Here is an 18,512-nt window from a genome sequence, read left to right as displayed (position 1 = left end):
CGAGGCGGGACCGGTTCGGTCCCGCCTCTGTTTTCTTCGGATGAGCCAATGTTCGGTAAATTGATGATGTGCGGCGCCGCGCTGCTGCTGATGGCGGCGCAAGCGCGCGCGGAGACGATCGAGGAGAAGGTGCAGGTCTGCACCGGTTGCCACGGCGAGGACGGCAAGCCCGTCGACAAGACCATTCCGACGATCTGGGGCCAGCAGGCCGGCTATCTCTATATCCAGCTCCGCGATTTCAAGCGCGGCGATCGCAAGAGCGAGATCATGCAGCCGATCGCGACCCAGTTCGAGCGCGACGACATGCTGGCGATCGCGGAATATTTCTCGCAGAAGCCATGGCCCGATCTCGGCCAGCCGCGCGCGCCCAAGGATGTGGCGGAGAAGGCGGTCAGCGCCAGCCGCTCGGTCGGCTGCCCGGCCTGCCATCTCGATCGCTTCCAGGGCGACGGCACGGTGCCGCGGCTTGCCGGGATGGGACGCGACTACCTCGCGAAAACCATCGCCGATTTCCGTACCCGCGCGCGCGGCAACAATCCCGGCATGTCCGACCTGATGCTGGCGACGTCGCCCGACGACCTCGCCGCGCTGGTGGACTATCTGGCGGGGCTGTAGCGGGCAGGGCTATCGCATATGCGTCTTTGGTGATCGAGGGTGGGCGCCGGCGCCCGACCCGTTCTGCATATCTGCGAGTCAAGTTCCGGTTGCCGTACAACCGATCAGTTCGGTCGAGACCTGGACACCACGCCTGGAACAGGAAAGGCCCGGCACATCTCGATGCACTCCGACCTGAGACGCGCGACGACCGCATCGTCTCCGTTCGCCTGCAGAGCCGCCGCAATGAACTCACCGATACGGCGCATTTCGAGGTCTCCCATACCACGCGTGGTCGCCGCCGGTGTCCCAAGGCGAATACCGCTTGGCCTGAGCGGCGGGCGCGGATCGTCTGGAATAACCTGCTTGTTTGTGGTGATGGCGATGGCATCGAGCACGTCCTCGGCTGCTCGCCCGTCCAATCCGACGGACGCTACTGTATCGACGACCATCATGTGATTGTCCGTCCCGTCCGTGACCAGCTTCATCCCGCGTTCCATCAACGCGCCGGCAAGAACCTTCGCGTTGTGCAGAACCTGCCGCGCGTAAACCTGGAAATCCGAAGTCGCCGCCTTCTTGAGCGTCACGGCAATCCCGGCCACGACGTTCATGTGAGGTCCGCCCTGCAAACCTGGAAAGACGGAAGCATCGATCCGACCGGCATTCTCCTTCCGGCACAGGATGATCCCGCCGCGGGGGCCGCGCAGTGTCTTGTGGGATGTCGTCGTCATGATGTCGAAGCCGGCATCAAGCGGATTGCGCATGACATTCGCGGCAACCAACCCGCCATAGTGGCTCACGTCAGCCATCGTGAGCGCGCCAACTTCGTCGGCGATACTCTTGAATGCCGCATAGTCCAGGTCGCGCGGATAGGAGCTGTAGCCGCACAACACCATCTTCGGACGCGCTTCACGCGCAATCGCGCGCAATTCATCGAAATCAATCGCGCCGTTTGACGGGGCCGTCTTGTAACGAACGAAGTTGAACAAGCGCCCCATGTGGGACACCGGCGCGCCATGGGTGAGATGACCGCCGTGGGAGAGGTCCATGGCGAGAATCGTGTCGCCGGGCTTCAATAGGCCGAGATAGACGGCCTGATTCATCGGTGATCCGGAAAGCGGCTGAACGTTGGCGTGCTCGGCACGAAAAAGCGAGCAGGCCCGCTGGCGTGCGAGGTTCTCGATGCTGTCGGTATACTGCTGGCCGCCGTAGTATCTGCGTCCCGGATATCCCTCGGAGTATTTATTGGTGAAGATCGATCCGAGCAGTTCAAGCACCTCCGGGTACGTGTAATTCTCGGACGGAATCAGTTCGACGCCGTCCTGTTGACGGCGCTCTTCCCCTACCAGGGCGGCAGCGATCTCTTGATCGTTGATGGACAGTTCGTTGTGAAATGACGGCATGCTCGGGCTCCTCAACACGCTGTTTTTCCAGCAGATTGGTTGCCCAGGCGATCGGCGTTGGAACCCTTCGCGCTTCCCCGTGGTCGATTCCACGTTAGCTCGCCAGTCGCGCGATAGGACGAATGAGCACGGAGACTCTTCGTAGAGAAAAATCTAGCCGACCCGCGGACCTTTCGCAACCAATGAGTCCATCGCGTCATGCCTCAGCGCGGCGTCAGCTCCTCGCGCAGCGCCGACAGGATGGTGAGATCGGCGGCGTGCTTGCCGGCCTTGTCGGCCAGCGCCGCATCGGCGCCGTGGGCGAGCAGTGCTTTCGCGATCGCCGGGTGGTTGCCCTCGGCGGCGATCATCAGCGCCGTGCGACCGCGGGCGTCGCGTTCGTCGATCCTGGCGCCTGCGTCCAGGAGATAGGAGACGACCTCGAGCGCCTGCGCCTCCGGCACGGTCTCATCGGGGCCGGCCGCCCACATCAGCAGCGTCAGATCGTTGGCATAGCGTGCGTTGATGTCGATCTCGAGCGCGAGCAGCTGTTTGACGATGCCGAGCTGACCGCCGGCGGCCGCATACACCACCGGCGGCTTGCCGGTGTCGTCGGCCTTGCGGCCGTCGGCGCCGTGCGCCAGCAGCATGCGCACCACCATGTCCCGGCCGGCATAGGCGGCGGCCGCGACCGCCGAAGCGCCGCTGCGTCCGGTGAGATTGACGTCGGCGCCGCGGTCGATCAGGCGTTGCACGATTGCGACATGGCCGCGCTCGGCGGCAAGATACAGCGCGGTCGATCCCGCGAGGTTGCGCGCATCGACCGGCGCACCGCGGGCCAGCAGCAGGTCGACCATGTCGAGATGGCCGGAGCGGGCGGCGTGGCTCAGCGGCCTTGCGCCGAGCCGGTCCCCGCGCGTCGACCGAGGCGCCGCCATCGAGCAGCGCGGTGGCGAGATTGATGCAATCGGCATTGGCCGCCGCAAACAAGGTCAGCGAGATTTCGACTGCGCTGAGCTGCGCCTTGTCGGTTTCGTATTTGCGGATCAGCTCGCGACACCGCGCCGGGTCAGCCGCCGCGCGGCTGCTGTCAACGTGGCCTGCAACAAGCAGCGCGGCGAGGGCGATGCAGCGATACAAGACGTGTCCTCCGTATGGCCTGCTGACGGCATCGCCATTCGGATTGAGCGTCGCATGATCCTTGATTGCTGCCAAGCCGCGCGGCGATTTTCAAGCCGCGCAGGGATGTCGCGCCGCGCAGCGCCGTTGTGCCGCGCGGCGTTGTGCTGCTCTAACCGGTCTGTCCGGTGCTCGCATTCGCAACGGCGCGCGCGACATTGGCGATCACCTCGTTGCACTTCTCCATCGGAGCACTTGCCCCGGTCAGGTAGACCGTCACCACGATCGGCTTGCGGCCGGGCGGCCAGAACACGCCGATATCGTTATAGGTGCCGCGTTCGCCGGTGCCGGTCTTGTCGCCAACCCGCCAGTCGCGGGGCACGCCGGCGCGCAGCCTCGTGTCGCCGGTCTTGTTGGCGACCATCCAGCCCACCAGCTTCTGGCGCGAGGCGGCGTGCAGGACGTCGCCGATCACCACGCGCTGCAGACTCTTCAGCATCGCGACAGGGCTCGTCGTGTCGCGCGGATCGCCCGGCACCGCTTCATTCAGCGCCACCTCCCAGCGATCGAGCCGGCTCACATTGTCGCCGATGGTGCGGAAGAAGCTGGTGAAGCCGGCAGGCCCGCCGATCTCGCGCAGCAGCAGGTTGGCAGCGGTATTGTCGCTTAGGGTAATGGCGGCCTCGCAGAGTTCGGACAGCGTCATGCTCGATCCGACGTGTTGCTTGGCCACCGGCGCATAGGCCAAGATGTCCTTGGCCTCAACCTGCACGCGCTGGTCGAGGCTGGATTCGCCGCGGTCGACCCGGTGCAGCACCGCGGCCGACGCCAGCGCCTTGAAGGTGCTGCACATCGGGAACCGCTCGTCGCCGCGCTGGCTCGCGCGCAATCCGGTCTCCATGTCGAGCGCGGCGACGCCGAGCCGGCCGCTGGTTGCCAGCTCGATGCGCGCAAACTCCTCCTGCAGCCGTTGCGCCGGCTCGCCCGGTGCCGCCGCTGCACTTTGCCGCAGCAGGGTCCAGGAGGCCGCAAGGCCCAGTGCGCGCAATCCCAATGTCCGTCTCGTCAGCATGTCCCGTCTCCGTTGGCGGCGCGAACCTGCCGAACGGCGTGACGGCGCACAAACGATCATTTATACAACGAGGCATGAGAAAAACTTGGTCATGACGCCATGCGCCGGCATCTCCCGCTGAACGCGCTGCGCGCCTTCGAGGCTTCCGCGCGGCTCTTGAGCTTCACGCGCGCGGGGATGGAGTTGCGCGTGACGCAGACCGCGATCAGCCACCAGGTCAAGCAGCTCGAGGAACTCCTCGGCGCGAGCCTGTTCCGCCGTCTGCCGCGCGGACTGGTGCTCACCGACGAAGGGCTGGCGCTGTTGCCGGTGCTGTCAGACACGTTCGACCGGATCGGGGCTGCGATCGACCGCATCGAGGCCAAAGGCACGCGCGAGGTCGTCACCGTCGGCTGCGTCACGACGTTTGCGACCGGATGGCTGTTGCAGCGGGTCGATCGCTTCAAGCGCGCGCATCCCTATATCGACCTGCGCCTGCTCACCAACAACAACCGCGTCGATATCGCGGGCGACGGGCTCGATCTTGCGCTGCGCTTCGGCGACGGCTCGTGGCACGGCACCGAGGCGATCCATCTGCTGTCCGCGCCGCTCTCGCCGGTGTGCTGCGCTGACGTGGCGGGCCGGCTGCGCAAGCCGTCCGATCTCGCGCAGGAATTCCTGCTGCGCTCCTACCGCGCCGAAGAATGGCCGTTGTGGTTTGCGGTGGCCGGCGCGCCATGCCCGAAAATCCAGGGACCGATCTTCGACAGTTCGGTTGCGATGGCCGAGGCGGCCGCGCGCGGCGTCGGCGTCGGGCTGGTGCCGACTGCGATGTTCAAGAACGAGCTGGCGTCGGGCCGGCTGCTGCGGCCATTCGCGGCTGAAGTCCCGGCGGGGTCCTATTGGCTGACCTGGCTGAAGTCGCGCGAGGTGACGCCAGGCATGCGCGCGTTTCGGGATTGGCTGCTGGATACGCTGCGGGCGGAGGTGAGCGAGCGCGAAGAGGTGAGGGGCGCGGTGGAGATGGCCGCCGCACGGCCCAAGCCAAAAGCCAAAGCAGAAGGCCAGAACAAAGCCCGCGAAGAAGCGGCAACGCTAGTCGAAGTTCATCCAGCCCCGTCATCCTGAGGAGCCGCGAAGCGGCGTCTCGAAGGATGTACGGCCCAGCTGGTGGCCGTCGACCCTTCGAGACGCGCTACGCGCTCCTCAGGGTGACGGTGAGGGAGCAGAGAGCGCTGCAGCCAGCTACGTGCTCGACCTGATCGAGCAGGGCGATCCGCCGCTACGCCAGATGGCACGCCACAGAATGCCCGTTGCTGCCTTGCCGTAGCTCCGGCGCGCTCTGGCGGCAACGCTCTTCGGCGATCGGGCAGCGGGTGTGGAAGTGGCAGCCCTTCGGCGGATTCATCGGGCTCGGCACGTCGCCCTTGAGGCGGATGCGCAGCTTTTTCGCCTTGGGATCCGCCACCGGCACCGCCGACAGCAGTGCCTTGGTGTAGGGATGCTGCGGATTGCGGTAGAGATCGCTGGCCTTGGCGAGCTCGACGATGCGGCCGAGATACATCACCGCGACGCGGTCGGAGATGTGCTCGACGACGGAGAGATCGTGGGCCACGAACAGATAGGTGAGGTTCAGCTCGGCCTGCAGATCCTCGAGCAGGTTGATGACCTGGGCCTGGATCGAGACGTCGAGTGCCGAGACCGGCTCGTCGCACACGATCAGCTTCGGCTCCAGCGTCAGCGCGCGGGCGATCGCGATGCGCTGGCGCTGGCCGCCGGAGAATTCATGCGGATAGCGCCGCATGTGCTCGGCCTTCAGCCCGACCTTGACCAGAAGGCGCGCGACGCGGTCCTCGCGCTCGCTGGCCGAGGTCACGAGATTATGGATGATGAAGGGCTCGGCGAGGATCGCGCCGACCGTCATGCGCGGGTTGAGCGAGGCGAACGGGTCCTGGAATACCAGCTGCATGTTGCGCCGCATGGCGCGCAGGTCGCCGCCGCCAAGCCCGATCACGTTCTGGCCGTCGAACACGACTTCGCCGGAGGTCGGCTCGATCAGCCGCAGCACGCAACGCCCGGTGGTCGACTTGCCGCAACCGGATTCGCCGACCAGCCCCAGCGTCTCGCCGCGGTTGACCGCAAACGACACGCCGTCGACCGCATAGACCTGCCCGACCTCGCGCGACAAGAGGCCGCCGAGCACCGGAAAGTGCTTCTTCAGATTGCTGACGCGCAGCAGCGGTTACGAAGCACTCGCTCATGACGCGTCTCCGAGGTGGCAGGCCATGCGATGGCCGGGCGCGATCTCGCGCAGCCGCGGCTCCTGGTCGGTGCAGATGCTCATGGCGTGTTTGCAGCGGGAAGCAAACCGGCAGCCGGGCGGCGGGTTGATCAGGATCGGCACCGAGCCGCCGATCGCTTCCAGCCGGGTCTTGTGCTCGGCGTCGAGATCGATGCGCGGGATCGAGCGGATCAGGCCCTGGGTGTAGGGATGGCTCGGATTGCCGAACAATTCGTCGACCGGCGCCTCTTCCACAACCTTGCCGGCATACATCACGACGACGCGCTGCGCGGTCTCCGCGACCACGCCCATCGCGTGGGTGATCAGCATCACCGCCATGCCGAGGCGCTCCTTCATGTCCTGCAGCAGGTCGAGGATCTGCGCCTGGATGGTGACGTCGAGCGCGGTGGTCGGCTCGTCGGCGATGACGAGTTTGGGCCGGCAGGCCAGCGCCATCGCGATCATCACGCGCTGGCGCATGCCGCCGGAGAACTGGTGCGGATAGTGATGCACGCGGCCCGCGGCATTGGGGATCTGCACCAGCTGCAGCATCTCGATGGTGCGCTCGAGCGCCTGCTTCCTGGTCACCGCCTCGTGGCGGCGCAGGCTCTCGGCGATCTGCTCGCCGATCGTCAGCACCGGGTTGAGCGAGGTCATCGGCTCCTGGAAGATGAAGCCGATCTCCTTGGCCCTGATGTCGTCGAGCTGATGGCTGGTCAGCGGCGCCAGATCGCGGCCCTCGAACATGATCTCGCCTGCGACGATCTTGCCCGGCGGCATCGCGATCAGCTTCAGGATCGACATCGCAGTGACGGTCTTGCCGCAGCCGGATTCGCCGACCACGCAGAGCGTCTCGCCGCGGTTGATGCTGATGTCGACGCCGTCGACCGCCTGGACGATGCCGTCGTCGGTGGTGAAATGGGTTTTCAGACCCTTGATGTCGAGCAGCGCCATCAGATCACCTTGCGCGCATCGAGCGCGTCGCGCAGCCCGTCGCCGATGAAGTTGATGGCGACGACCGCGATGAAGATCGCGCCGCCCGGAAACAGCGCCCAATGCGGGCCGATGTCGAGAAAGTCCTTGGCGTCATAGAGGATGCGGCCCCAGGTCGGCGTATCCGGCGGGAAGCCGAGGCCGAGGAACGAGAGCGTCGATTCGGCGATGATCGCGGCGGCGACGTCGATCGTGCCGGCGATGATCACGGGTCCCAGCGCATTGGGCAGGATGTGACGCACCACCTGCCGCACCGGGCTCGCGCCGAGCGCACGCGCCGCCTCGACGAATTCCTTTTCGCGCAGGGAGAGGAACTGGGCGCGCACCAGGCGTGCGACCGGCATCCAGCGTAACCCTCCGATCACAAGCACGATCAGGATGAAGATGCCGCCCTCCGGGCCGAACACGGCCTTGAGCCCGTCGCGGAACAGATAGATCAGCATCAAGAGCAGCGGCAGTTGCGGCAGCGACAGGAACAGGTCGGTCAGCCACATCAGCGCATAGCCGAGCGGGCCGCGCGACATGCCGGCGAGCGCGCCGATCAGCGTGCCGACGAACACCGAGACCAGCATCGCGGCGAGGCCGACCGCGAGCGAGATGCGGCCGCCATAGATCATGCGGGCGAGCAGGTCCTGGCCGAGATCGTCGGTGCCGAACGGATGCGCCAGCGAGGGGCCCTGCATGCCTGCCACCACGTCGATGTCGCTCATCGAGACGCGCCAGACGAACGGGCCGATCACGACGGCTGCGATCAGCAGCAGCAGCAGCACGGCGCTGACCACGGCAGGCCGGTGCCGGCGGTAGCGCCGCCAGGTTTCGCGCCAGGGCGAGTAGCCGCGCCGCTCAGCGGAAGGAGATGCGAGGGTCAAGCCAGCCATAGAGGACATCTGCAATCAGGTTGAAGAGCACCACGAGACACGCGAACACGAAGGTCACCGCCATCACGACCGGCGTATCGTTGGCGAGGATGGACGAAATCAGGAGCGAGCCGATGCCGGGAATCCGGAAGATCTGCTCGGTGACGATGGCGCCGCCGAACACGGCGGGCATTTGAAGTGCGATGAGCGTGACGACCGGGATCATCGCATTCCGCATCACATGCTTGACGATCACCTTGGCCTGCCCGAGCCCCTTGGCGCGCGCGGTTGTGACATAGTCGAGCCGGATCACGTCGAGCATCGCCGAGCGCACGAAGCGGGTCATCGACGCCGCCTGGAACAGGCCGAGCACCATCACCGGCATGATGGCCTGCCGGATCATCTCCAGCAGCCAGGGGATGCCGCTGCCGGGCACGTCGGTGTAGACGAAGGGCAGCCAGTCCAGCTTCACCGAGAACACCAGGATGAACAGGATGCCGGTGAAGAAGGTCGGCAGCGAGAAGCCGATGAAGGCGAAGGTGTTGGCGAGCTGGTCGAACAGCGAATAGGGCCGGGTGGCGGCATAGACGCCGACCGGGATCGCGATCAGCAGCGCCAGCAGCTGCGCCGAGCCGATCACGTAGAGCGTGGTCGGCAGCCGTTGCAGGATCAGCGTGTCGACGTTGATCCGGCTGACAAAGGAGAAGCCCCAGTCGCCCTGCGCCATCGCCGCAAGCCAGTGCAGATAGCGGAGGTAGATCGGATCATCGAGCCCGAACTTGGTGCGCAGCGCGGCCTGTACCTCGGGCGGCACGTTCGGATTGGTCGCGAGCTCGCTGAACGGATCGCCCGGCGCGAGCGCCAGCACGACGAACAGCACGACCGAAATCCCGAGCAGGCTCGGGATCGCGATCATCAGACGGCGCAGGATATACTGACTCATCGAGAGATCATCTAGCTAACGCTCGCACCTTGAGCACGTTGATCTTGCTTCCAGTCGAAAGGCGAGCTTCACCTCGCCCCGCGTGCGGGGAGAGGTCGGAATTCAAGCACAGCTTGAATTCCGGGCGAGGGGGACTCTCCAAGAACTCATCTCTCACGGTATTTGCGGTCGGAGCCCCGCTCCCCGAGAGGGAGAAGATGCACCCACTCAACTCCGAACCCGTCCCCGTGTCTCAGGTTTCACGATACCAGTCTTGCAGATTGTCGGTTTGGTTGGCCCAGCCGGAGAGTGCGGGCCGCACCGTGTTGGAGCAGGCTTCCACCGCAAGCCGATGCATCACCGGGATCATCACCGTGTCCTGCCACATCAGATCGTTGCACTTGATGTAGAGATCCGCGCGCTTGATCGGATCGGTCTCGGTATCGGCGGCATCGACTGCGGCGTCGAAATCCTTGTTGACCCAGCGCGGGAAGTTCGGTCCCTGCCACTTGTTCTCCTTGGTGGCGACGTTGCGCGAATGATAGCGGCGCATGTGCAGGGCGGGATCGGGTTGCGTCATCGGGATCTGGAACATCTCGATGTCGGCATAGAAATGGGAGTAGGTGTCGGGGTTGGCGACGTCGGAGGAGAAGAACACCGAGGCCACCACCGATTTCAGCTCGACGTCGATGCCGGCCTTCTGGCAGGCCTGCTTGACGATCGCCTGGGTCTTCTGCCGCGGCCCGTTGATCGAGGTCTGGTACAAGAGCTTCAGCTTCTTGCCGTCCTTCTCGCGGATGCCGTCGGAGCCCGCCTTCCAGCCGGCCTGCTCGAGCAGCGCGCTCGCCTTCTCGGCCGAGAACTCCCATTTGGTGTTCTTGGAGACGAACTCCTCGGGGCCGTTGAGATAGTTGGCGGTGGCGCGGCCGGCGCGGCCGTAGATCACCTTCTTGATGGAGTCGCGGTCGACCAGCAGCGCGAGCGCCTGGCGCACGCGCGGGTCGGACAGGATCGGATGCTTGGTCTTCATCGACGAGCGTTCGCCGTCGACCTCGGTGTTGGGGTCGGTGAAGTTGATGGCGATGAACTCGATGTCGCCGCCGACGGCATAGAGCGTCTTTCCCTTGCCGCCCTTCTCCAGCCGCAGCAGGACCTCGTCCTCGACCTGGATATTCCAGGCGAAATCATATTCGCCGGTCTGGATCACCGCGCGGGCAGCCGACACCGCGTCGCCGCCGCCCTTCATCTCGATCGTGTCGAAATAGGGCCGGTTCGCCATGTGGTAGTCCTGATTGATCTCGCCGCGGATCAGGTCGCCCGGCTTGAATTCGATGAACTTGTAGGGTCCGGTGCCGACCGGCTTCAGATTGGTCGACGCCTCGCGCGACTTGCCGCCCTTGAATTCCGCGAACAGGTGTTTCGGAATGATGCAGCCATAGGCGCCGACGAACGCGTTGGCCCAGAACGGCGTCGGATCCTTGAACTTGATGCGGACCGTGAGCTCGTCGACCTTCTCCACGGTCATGCCGGCGTACGTCGCGCTCGAGACCGCGGCCGTCGCGGGGTCGCTGGCATATTCCCAGGTGAAGACGACGTCGTCGGCGCTGAACGGCTTCCCGTCATGCCATTTGACGCCGGGTTTGAGTTTCCAGACCACCGATTTGGCGTCGGCGGCGAGTCCGCCGTTCTGGATCGAGGGGATCTCGGCGGCGAGGATCGGGTTGAGATGGCCGTCGACGTCCCAGCTGGCCAGCGGCTCGTAGAAGATGCGCGAGCCGTCCTGGTCCTTGGTGCCGGTGGCGAAATGCGGATTGAGCAGGGTCGGGCCCTGCCACCACAACAGCTTCAGTGGACCGCCGCCGCCGCGCTTGGTCGGCTTGTAGGGGTTGGGGCTCTGCGCCATCGCGACGCCGCCGATCGCCAGAATCTGGTTCGCCAACGGCGCGGTGAGGCCGACGGCAATCATTCGCTTGACGAAGGCGCGGCGGTGCATCCGTCCGTCCCTTACGTCGTCGATCATCCCGCGCAGATTGTTGTCGAACATTGTCCCCTCGGTCCGGCTCACGTGTGATTGCGGCGGGCCTTGGAACCGGCCGCCGTGCTGGCGGCAGATGGCACACCGAATGACCGCGAAGGTCAACGCCTCCCGAGGTTCAGCGACTAGGTCTTTTGGCTATCGCTTGTGCAGAACCGCTCAGCGCCGCACATCGGTTCGGCATTTCGGTGCCAAAGCGCGCCTGCGCGCACCTCGCAGTGCGGAAAATTTGTTCGTTATCCTTTGTTCCGAGATGCTTTTTTGTCACGCGCGCGCGTTTTCGAGCGAAGCGGGTGCCGGTTCGCGCGACGAAACCGCGTCAAAGCAAAAATCCAGAGGCCCCGCTCCGCTCCGATCGGATCAGAATAGGTGCTGGCCGGGCCTCGCATCGACGCGCAGGCCCGGCCGCAGATGCGGCGCTCAGGCGACCGACATGTCCAACGGCGGTGCAACATTCGCCGGCAGCGGACTGATATAAGGTGTTCGGGTGGTCCGCTTCTTGAGGTCGGCCTTGGCGGCCGCGATCAGCGCCGGCTCCATCAGCGCCTTGACGCCGAGGCCGGCCATCGCCTTGGCGGCCTGCACCATTGCCTTGTGTGCGGCAGGCGTCTTGCCCTGCGCCACAACCTGCCAGGTGTGGAACGGCGTGCCGATTGCAACCGTCGGTGCATGGACCTGCACCGTCGGCACCACCCAGCTGACGTCACCGACATCGGTCGAGCCGATCAGCGGATTGCGCTTGGCGTCGATCGGCACCAGGAAATCGGCCAGCGGCCGGTCAGTCGGCTCCATGCCGATCGCGTAATAGACCGAGGCGATGTCCTTGTCGGTCAGGGTCGCGCGGATCTTGCCGGCGAAATCCTTGTCGGCATCGTCGAAATGCGGCGGGCCGAGATCCTCCATGATCCGGTGCAGGGTCTGCTCCAGCGGGGTGTTGGGCAGGATGTTGGAGACCGCGGAGATGATCTTCATCTCCATCTTGGTCTCGGTCATCAGGGCTGCGCCCTGCGCGATCTTGTTCACGCGCTCGACCAGCTCGTTCATGCCGGGCAGGTCGCGGGCACGGATCGAGTAGCGCACGCGGGCATGGGCCTGCACCACATTGGGTGCAATCCCGCCGGTGTCGAGCAGCGCATAGTGCACCCGGGCATCGCTCGGCATGTGCTCGCGCATGTAGTTGACGCCGACATTCATCAATTCCACCGCATCGAGCGCGCTACGGCCGAGATGCGGCGAGGCCGCTGCATGCGAGGTTCGCCCGGTGAAGATGAAATCGGCACGGGTGTTGGCGAGCGACGGCGTCACCGCGACCTCCCAGAAACTGTGCGGATGCCAGGTGATGGCGATGTCGGCGTCCTCGAACGCGCCACAGCGCACCATGAAGGCTTTTGCCGCGCCGCCTTCCTCGGCCGGACAGCCGTAGTAGCGCACCCGGCCCGGCACCTTGTTGGCAGCAAGCCAGTCCTTCACCGCGGTCGCTGCGAGCAGCGCGGAAGAGCCGAGCAGATTGTGGCCGCAGCCGTGGCCGTGGCCGCCGCTCTCGACCGGACGAGGTTCGGCAACCCCGGCCTCCTGGCTGAGGCCGGGCAGGGCGTCATATTCGCCGAGGAAGGCGATAACCGGGCCGCCCTCGCCCCATTCGCCCATCACCGCGGTCGGAATGTCGGCGAGGTTCTCGGTGATGCGGAAACCCTGGTGGCGCAGCTCGGCCAGATGTTCGGCGGATGAGCGCGCCTCGGTGTAGCAGACCTCGGGCATCGCCCAGACCCGGTCGCTCAATTCGATGAAACGCGGCTTGATCGTGTCGACGCCGCGCCAAACATCATTACGGTTGTCCATTTGCTTCGGTTCCTCAACTAAGGCAATCTGAAGCGCGAAAGGCTAGCAGCTTGGCATGATGTCGCCTAGCGCCGGCCGGCAGATCAGCTGTTCCGCAACGTCACGTCTCGGTGTGGTTTTCTCTCGATCATGGCATGGTCATCGCATGACGCGCCGCTTCGCGTTACAATCCGGCGATGAGTGATTCAATTCCGTCTCTGCTACCTAGAAACTCGGGCCACCAGTTCGTGATCTATGCCGACGCCTGCTCGGGGGTAGCCGGCGCGCTGCATGAGCGCACCTTCACATCGGTCAACAACGTGGTCCGCCGGCTGCATCCTGCGCCCGAATTCATCCTCTTCCCTGGCGACGAGATCATCGGCCTCACCGCCGATGCCGACGCGTTGCGCGAACAGTGGCGGCATTGGCTCGACACCGAAATGGGCTGGCTCGACCGGCGCGCGGTGCCGCTGTGGCACACGACCGGCAACCACACCACCTATGACGAGATGAGCGAGGCGGTGTTTCGCGAGGTGCTGAAGCTGCCGCGCAATGGTCCGCCCGGTCAGGAGGGGCTGTCCTACTGGGTCCGCCGCGACGATCTCGTGATGGTGTTCGTGCACACGCTGTGGAGCGGGTTGGGCGGCGAGGGCCATGTCGAGACCGACTGGCTGCAAGCGGTGCTGGAACAGCACAGCGATGCCCGGCACAAGCTGGTGCTGGGTCATCATCCCGTGTTCCCCATCAACGGCTTCAGCGGCAGCTATCAGCGCGAGATCGGTCACGAATACAGCGCGCGCTTCTGGGAGATCCTGGTCGGCGCCGGCGTGACCGCCTATCTGTGCAGCCACATCCTCGCATTCGATGTTCAGGTCCATCGCGGCGTGCTGCAGATCTGCACGGCGGGTGCGGGCACCGCGCACCGGATGCCCGAAGGCGTCGAGTATCTGCATTGCGTGCAGGCGGCGCTCGATCAGGATGGTCTTCGCTATCAGGTGCTCGACACCGAAGGCGCCGTGCGCGAGCAGTTCGCATGGCCGCTGCCCTCTCTCGACCGCGCCGCGTGGTCGCCATTGCCGCACGGGACCAGCCCTGCGCCGCTGTCAGGAACGCCGGCGCCCGCGACGGTGGTCGCCCTGAAATTGTCGGGCCGCACGGCCGCGGCAAGCGCCGCGCCGCAAACGCTGCTCTGTACGCCCGTGCCTGACATGATCGCGCCGCTCTGGCTCGGCCTGCGCGGGCCGAACCAGACGCTCACCCTGATCCTCGGCCGCGAGCCCGGGCGTAGTCCGCATTACTGGGTCGGTCCCGATCTCGGCGATGAGCGGGATTTCGACCTCGACATCGCCTTCTATCCGGACATGGGACCGGGAGGCGTGCTGTGGCGACGCCGCGGTGACATCAGCTGGACGTCGTTCGCGGCGATATCGGCGACGGGGCTCGAGCGGTTCTCGTGGCCCGCGCTCTGGAGCGTCGGGTGCGGACAGCATGGACCGGACGACAGGCAATATGCCGGACCACGGCTCGACGTCGCTGCGGCCGTGTTCGCATTGTCATGAGTCAAAGTCCAAGTCTTGAGCCAAGTCGGCGGCGACCGCCGTGCCGAGAAACCGAGCCAGTACGCGGGGCCTAGTCAGGCTTCTTCGGCTTGTCGCGTTCCGCGCTTTTCAATTCGCGATCGATCAGCGTGCAGACCCGCCGCTGCGCCAGCAGGCCGAGCCGCGCGCGCGTAGTGCCTTGCCTGATCTTGCCGTTGATTTCGAATGACCAGCTCCAGAGGTCGGGTTCGATGTTGGTGAGCGTGTATTGAATGTCCCGATGACGATCGATCAGCTTCTTCATGCCGTTTCTTCTTGTAGGCTGAAGATTGCATAACCAGATCGAGGAGGCGTCTGTATCCGGACGACTACCTACACAATTGGTCTAAGCGTCCGTGCGGCGGAATTTTCGCGACCACTGAGTTGGGGCCGTTTGAGTGGTTGCGCGATCGTGTCGCGAGAATGCAGATGTGTATCCCCATTCTCATATGTCATCGCCCGGCTCGACCGGGCGATCCAGTACGCCGCGGCCTCTCGGCTCAAGCACTGCTGCCTCTGGAATACTGGATCACCCGCATGCGCGGGTGATGACACCGCGTTGCTTGACATCTTGAATCGAGAACCATCCTGTCGTCCTAGCGAAAGCCAGGACCCATTACCCCAAATCTCAATTGTTGCGCGACGCTGGGGCCACAGTTCGGTTCAGCATCGAATGCGGTGGTTATGGGTCCTGGCTTTCGCCAGGACGACGGAGGGATAGGTCAATCCGGCAGCATCAACCTTGTACGTCCGGCCCTCACAAATTGATCACGCCGCGCCGCGCCGCATGCGCCACGGCGTCGGTGCGGCCGGTGGCATCGAGCTTGTCGAGCAGGGAGCCGACGTGAAACTTGGCGGTGTGGACCGAAATTCCGAGCCGCTGAGCGATCATCTTGTTGGATGCGCCTTCGGCCAGCAGCGCCAGCACGTCGAGCTCGCGCGGCGTCAGCTCGAAGTCGCCGCCGCCCGCGGTCTCCCGGTTGCGTGCGACGATCGTCGCGGTCGCCTGTTCGCCCGGCGCGGCAAGCCGCAGGCCGGCGACGCTGCCGAGCAGTGTCGCCAGCCGGTCGGCGAGGGCGGGGTCGTCGATCTCGAGTGCGATGATGATGTCGGAAGTGGGCTCACTGCTCACGTCTCGGGCCTTTCGCCGACCGTCACCTTGAAGTTCAACGGCTCGCCGCCGCGATGTACGGTGAGCTCGACCACGCTGCCGACGCTCTGCGGCCCGAGGCCGCGCGACAGCGCCCGCACGCCCGACAGCTTCTCGCCGTTGACGGCAATGATCACGTCGCCCTGGCGGATGCCGGCGGCAGCTGACGGGCCGGCCTTGTCGACGTTCATCACCATTGCGCCGAGGCCATCGTCGAGACGAACCGGCTGCAGCCCGACGCCGAGATATCCGCGCGCGATGCGGCCGTTCTTCTCGAGCTGGGCTGCGACCCGCTCGATGGTCGTGGCAGGGATCGTCAGCACGCGGCGCGGGCCGAGCACCGCCATGCCGAAGGGCACGCCCGCGGCATTCAGCGCCAGCCCGCCCTGCTGGCTGTGCCGCAGCCGGACGTCGAGCTCGATCCGCGCGTCGATCTCGCCGCCGCGCAGGCTGCGCCATGCGGCGCCGGACCGGGAGACCATGCCGAGCCGCGCGATCGGCGCGCCGCGGTCGGCCGCGACGATCACCGCGAGCGATCCGAGCGCGGGAATTTCGGTCGACAGCTTGATCGGCGCGACGTCGCCGTCGACCCGCAGCAGCGCGACGTCGGTGGTGTGGTCGCGTCCGGCGACGGTGGCTTGCCTGCGGCTGCCGTCGGCAAACTGGATTTCGATCTCGCCCTCGTCGGCGAGCGCTTCGTCCGCAGTGACGATCAGGCCGGTCTTCCAGACAAAGCCGGAGGCGCGCGCGCGATGCGAATGCACGGAAACGATCGCAGGCGCCGCGCGCGCAATGGTCTCGGAAAGGGCTGACGACAGCGAGGCGAGTGTGGTCGGTTCGGTCATGGGAAACTCCGTTGGCTTCCCGCAATCTGGGATGTCGCGGCTGACGGCGATACTGGCCGGATGGGCAGGGCGCGGACGGGCCGATCGGAACTGCCGCTCAGCTCAGCCGCTGCAGGGTCGCCTTCGGGCTCTCGCCGAACTTGGCGCGGTAGGCGCTCGCCATGCGGCTCAGATGGGTAAAGCCGAGGTCGAATGCAATATCGACGATGCGTTCGCCTGGCCGCGCCGTCTTGAGACGGGCGTTGAGATGGGCGAGGCGGATGTCGAGCAGCATCTCGGAGACGGTGGTGCCGAAGTGACGGCGGAAGCCGAGTTGCAGCGCGCGGACGCCGGTGCCTGCGATCTCCGCAAGCTCGGCGAGATCCAGCGGCTCGGTCGCGCGGGTCTCGAGATAAGCCCGCACGCGCTTCAGCGCCGCCGGCTGGGCCTCGGTTCGGCCGTTGAAGACATCGATCGCCGAGCTCAGGCTGTGTCGCTGCTCGTTGAGCAGGACATTGAGAAACGACTCGCGCCAATCGGCCGCCGCGACCGTGGACAAGGTCTTGCGTGGCCCGAGCTGCTCGGCTGTCGTCACGAGCCGCTCGATCCTGGCGGAGAGCATCTCGCCGAGCTGCCCGCTCAGCGCGACGGCCGGATCGAACTCGACCGGCTGGACCGCGACGCCGCCAAGTGCTGCGGCGCGATGCTCGACCAGCTTGCGGTCGAGCAGCACGATGAGCTGGGCGCAGTCGTCGCGCCAGGTCATCTCGGTCGGAATGGTCGGCGACAGCAGCGAGGCACAGTGTTGCGGCCCGGTGGTGAGCTCACGCGCGGCGGTCCGCACCGCGGCCGAGCCGGACAGCGGCATCTGCAACAGGAAGAAGCGGTCGAGGCAACCTGGATTGATCGCGACCGATCCGCCATAGGCGACATAGTTGACGGAGAACCCGTCGAACCCGGCGCAATTGTGGTGCGCGGAGAAATCGCGCTCCGAACGATCGACCGGCGTCAGCTCATGCGGACAGAAGATGCGGCCGATCGCCTCGGCCGCGTCATCGACGCGTGCCGTCGCGACGCGCGCGAAATCCTTGAGCCTTGCCCTCGCGGGATTTGTCCTTGCCGAAACCTCGTTGCCAACAGCAGTCACGCCGGCCGTCCGGAGTTGTTTGAGGTCTAAAACATCATGCAGCCTAGTGCATCCGCCGGCAAAGGGGAACGCCGTTTCGTCGCGCAATCTGCCCGATCGGCGCGCAGGCGGATGCGGCGGCATTGGGCAGAGGCTTCCGGGCTCGTCGCTGCCGCATTGCAGCATGGTCGCGCCGGCTGCGGATTCGTTTATCGGCTAGACAGCCGCACCGGCTGGCGACAGGCTCGGTGTCGGCAATACGCATCCAAAACTGGAGAGGCTGACATGGGCGCGCTCGAAAAAGGCATTACCCGAACCGGCACCGGCTACGGCGGCAAGACCTGGAATATCCTGGGCCAGGTCTACTATCCGAAGGCCGTCACCGACTCGACCTTCGCATTCGAGACCAACAGCGATCCCGGCCAGTTCGTGCCGGTGCACATCCACCCGACCCAGGACGAATTCATCCTGGTGCAGGAGGGCGTGCTCGACCTCAAGCTCGACGGCGTCTGGGTGCAGGCCAAGGCCGGCGACCTCGTGCGCATGCCGCGCGGCATTCCGCACGGCTATTTCAACAAATCCGATAAGCCGGCGCGGGCGCTGTTCTGGGTATCGCCGATGCAGAAGCTCGAGGCGCTGTTCGAGAAGCTGCACAATCTGCAGGACCCCGTCGAAGTGGTGCGCATTTCCGCCGAGCACGAGGTGGACTTCCTGCCGCCGGAAGCCAACGAGTAGGCCGGCGGCCAGCAGACAATACGCACGCGAGGCGGCAATCGCCGGAGC

At 65.5% G+C, this 18,512-nt stretch carries 17 protein-coding genes and 1 riboswitch; of the genes, 4 read left to right on the top strand and 13 right to left on the bottom strand.

What is annotated here, in order from left to right:
- The first annotated feature begins 48 nt into the window (after positions 1-48).
- Complete coding sequence (locus ACVWW1_RS22705; protein WP_224943536.1) at positions 49-615, top strand: c-type cytochrome; 567 nt, start codon at positions 49-51, stop codon at positions 613-615.
- Positions 616-719: 104 nt separating this feature from the next.
- Here the strand turns inward: ACVWW1_RS22705 and ACVWW1_RS22700 are convergent, their stop codons facing one another.
- The 3 genes from ACVWW1_RS22700 to bla form a co-directional block, all read right to left on the bottom strand.
- Positions 720-1,997, bottom strand: coding sequence for a serine hydroxymethyltransferase (locus ACVWW1_RS22700; RefSeq protein ID WP_456657495.1), 1,278 nt, complete (start codon positions 1,995-1,997; stop codon positions 720-722).
- 34 nt (positions 1,998-2,031) lie between these two features.
- A riboswitch (ZMP/ZTP riboswitch) is annotated at positions 2,032-2,117 on the bottom strand.
- 83 nt (positions 2,118-2,200) lie between these two features.
- A complete protein-coding gene (locus ACVWW1_RS22695; protein ID WP_456657494.1) occupies positions 2,201-2,950 on the bottom strand; it encodes an ankyrin repeat domain-containing protein in 750 nt (249 codons plus the stop codon).
- A 317-nt stretch (positions 2,951-3,267) separates the two neighbouring features.
- Positions 3,268-4,167 carry a class A beta-lactamase gene (gene bla / locus ACVWW1_RS22690; protein ID WP_456657493.1) on the bottom strand — a complete coding sequence of 300 codons (900 nt, stop codon included), beginning with the start codon at positions 4,165-4,167 and terminating at the stop codon, positions 3,268-3,270.
- Positions 4,168-4,266: 99 nt separating this feature from the next.
- Between bla and ACVWW1_RS22685 the strand changes: the two genes are divergently transcribed.
- Positions 4,267-5,274: a LysR substrate-binding domain-containing protein gene (locus ACVWW1_RS22685; protein WP_456657492.1), complete on the top strand. Its 1,008-nt coding sequence runs from the start codon at positions 4,267-4,269 to the stop codon at positions 5,272-5,274.
- 154 nt (positions 5,275-5,428) lie between these two features.
- On the opposite strand, the gene ACVWW1_RS22680 is transcribed toward ACVWW1_RS22685, so the two are convergent.
- The 6 genes from ACVWW1_RS22680 to ACVWW1_RS22655 form a co-directional block, all read right to left on the bottom strand.
- Positions 5,429-6,385: an ABC transporter ATP-binding protein gene (locus ACVWW1_RS22680; protein WP_456660655.1), complete on the bottom strand. Its 957-nt coding sequence runs from the start codon at positions 6,383-6,385 to the stop codon at positions 5,429-5,431.
- Positions 6,386-6,403: 18 nt separating this feature from the next.
- Complete coding sequence (locus ACVWW1_RS22675) at positions 6,404-7,384, bottom strand: ABC transporter ATP-binding protein (protein ID WP_456660654.1); 981 nt, start codon at positions 7,382-7,384, stop codon at positions 6,404-6,406.
- The gene (locus ACVWW1_RS22670; RefSeq protein ID WP_342726820.1) at positions 7,381-8,298 is read right to left on the bottom strand and encodes an ABC transporter permease; all 918 of its coding nucleotides are present in this window, start codon (positions 8,296-8,298) and stop codon (positions 7,381-7,383) included. Before ACVWW1_RS22670 ends, ACVWW1_RS22675 begins: the two co-directional genes overlap by 4 nt.
- Complete coding sequence (locus ACVWW1_RS22665) at positions 8,264-9,220, bottom strand: ABC transporter permease (protein WP_092116606.1); 957 nt, start codon at positions 9,218-9,220, stop codon at positions 8,264-8,266. Before ACVWW1_RS22665 ends, ACVWW1_RS22670 begins: the two co-directional genes overlap by 35 nt.
- Before the next feature lie 232 nt (positions 9,221-9,452).
- On the bottom strand, positions 9,453-11,243 hold the full coding sequence (locus ACVWW1_RS22660) for a peptide ABC transporter substrate-binding protein (RefSeq protein WP_456657491.1): 1,791 nt from the start codon (positions 11,241-11,243) through the stop codon (positions 9,453-9,455).
- Positions 11,244-11,654: 411 nt separating this feature from the next.
- Positions 11,655-13,073 (bottom strand): M20 family metallopeptidase, encoded by a 1,419-nt coding sequence (locus tag ACVWW1_RS22655; RefSeq protein ID WP_456657490.1) that lies wholly within the window; start codon positions 13,071-13,073, stop codon positions 11,655-11,657.
- A 227-nt stretch (positions 13,074-13,300) separates the two neighbouring features.
- Here ACVWW1_RS22655 and ACVWW1_RS22650 point away from each other — a divergent pair, with 227 nt between their 5' ends.
- Entirely contained in the window at positions 13,301-14,611 is a 1,311-nt protein-coding gene (locus ACVWW1_RS22650) for a metallophosphoesterase family protein (RefSeq protein ID WP_456657489.1), read from the top strand.
- Between the two features lie 70 nt (positions 14,612-14,681).
- Here the strand turns inward: ACVWW1_RS22650 and ACVWW1_RS22645 are convergent, their stop codons facing one another.
- The 4 genes from ACVWW1_RS22645 to ACVWW1_RS22630 all read right to left on the bottom strand — a co-directional run bounded on the left by ACVWW1_RS22645 (position 14,682) and on the right by ACVWW1_RS22630 (position 17,750).
- Entirely contained in the window at positions 14,682-14,894 is a 213-nt protein-coding gene (locus ACVWW1_RS22645; RefSeq protein WP_212319406.1) for a hypothetical protein, read from the bottom strand.
- Positions 14,895-15,386: 492 nt separating this feature from the next.
- Positions 15,387-15,761: a response regulator transcription factor gene (locus ACVWW1_RS22640; RefSeq protein WP_176529453.1), complete on the bottom strand. Its 375-nt coding sequence runs from the start codon at positions 15,759-15,761 to the stop codon at positions 15,387-15,389.
- The gene (locus tag ACVWW1_RS22635; RefSeq protein WP_456657488.1) at positions 15,758-16,624 is read right to left on the bottom strand and encodes a S1C family serine protease; all 867 of its coding nucleotides are present in this window, start codon (positions 16,622-16,624) and stop codon (positions 15,758-15,760) included. The genes ACVWW1_RS22640 and ACVWW1_RS22635 overlap by 4 nt, the downstream gene beginning before the upstream one ends.
- 97 nt (positions 16,625-16,721) lie before the next feature.
- Positions 16,722-17,750 (bottom strand): AraC family transcriptional regulator, encoded by a 1,029-nt coding sequence (locus ACVWW1_RS22630; protein ID WP_456657487.1) that lies wholly within the window; start codon positions 17,748-17,750, stop codon positions 16,722-16,724.
- Positions 17,751-18,014: 264 nt separating this feature from the next.
- Between ACVWW1_RS22630 and ACVWW1_RS22625 the strand changes: the two genes are divergently transcribed.
- Positions 18,015-18,464 (top strand): cupin domain-containing protein, encoded by a 450-nt coding sequence (locus ACVWW1_RS22625; protein ID WP_173638340.1) that lies wholly within the window; start codon positions 18,015-18,017, stop codon positions 18,462-18,464.
- Positions 18,465-18,512 lie beyond the last annotated feature (48 nt).

The organism is Bradyrhizobium sp. JR3.5 (genome assembly GCF_054057015.1).
This window is presented reverse-complemented; position numbering and strand designations above follow the sequence as displayed.

What these genes read in the sequence shown, in the direction of transcription:
- ACVWW1_RS22705 (WP_224943536.1), top strand. Translation starts at nt 49, where the DNA reads ATGTTCGGTAAATTGATGATGTGCGGCGCCGCGCTGCTGCTGATGGCG.
- ACVWW1_RS22700 (WP_456657495.1), bottom strand. Translation starts at nt 1,997, where the DNA reads ATGCCGTCATTTCACAACGAACTGTCCATCAACGATCAAGAGATCGCT.
- ACVWW1_RS22695 (WP_456657494.1), bottom strand. Translation starts at nt 2,950, where the DNA reads ATGCCGATTGCATCAATCTCGCCACCGCGCTGCTCGATGGCGGCGCCT.
- bla (WP_456657493.1), bottom strand. Translation starts at nt 4,167, where the DNA reads ATGCTGACGAGACGGACATTGGGATTGCGCGCACTGGGCCTTGCGGCC.
- ACVWW1_RS22685 (WP_456657492.1), top strand. Translation starts at nt 4,267, where the DNA reads ATGCGCCGGCATCTCCCGCTGAACGCGCTGCGCGCCTTCGAGGCTTCC.
- ACVWW1_RS22670 (WP_342726820.1), bottom strand. Translation starts at nt 8,298, where the DNA reads ATGGCTGGCTTGACCCTCGCATCTCCTTCCGCTGAGCGGCGCGGCTAC.
- ACVWW1_RS22665 (WP_092116606.1), bottom strand. Translation starts at nt 9,220, where the DNA reads ATGAGTCAGTATATCCTGCGCCGTCTGATGATCGCGATCCCGAGCCTG.
- ACVWW1_RS22660 (WP_456657491.1), bottom strand. Translation starts at nt 11,243, where the DNA reads ATGTTCGACAACAATCTGCGCGGGATGATCGACGACGTAAGGGACGGA.
- ACVWW1_RS22655 (WP_456657490.1), bottom strand. Translation starts at nt 13,073, where the DNA reads ATGGACAACCGTAATGATGTTTGGCGCGGCGTCGACACGATCAAGCCG.
- ACVWW1_RS22645 (WP_212319406.1), bottom strand. Translation starts at nt 14,894, where the DNA reads ATGAAGAAGCTGATCGATCGTCATCGGGACATTCAATACACGCTCACC.
- ACVWW1_RS22635 (WP_456657488.1), bottom strand. Translation starts at nt 16,624, where the DNA reads ATGACCGAACCGACCACACTCGCCTCGCTGTCGTCAGCCCTTTCCGAG.
- ACVWW1_RS22625 (WP_173638340.1), top strand. Translation starts at nt 18,015, where the DNA reads ATGGGCGCGCTCGAAAAAGGCATTACCCGAACCGGCACCGGCTACGGC.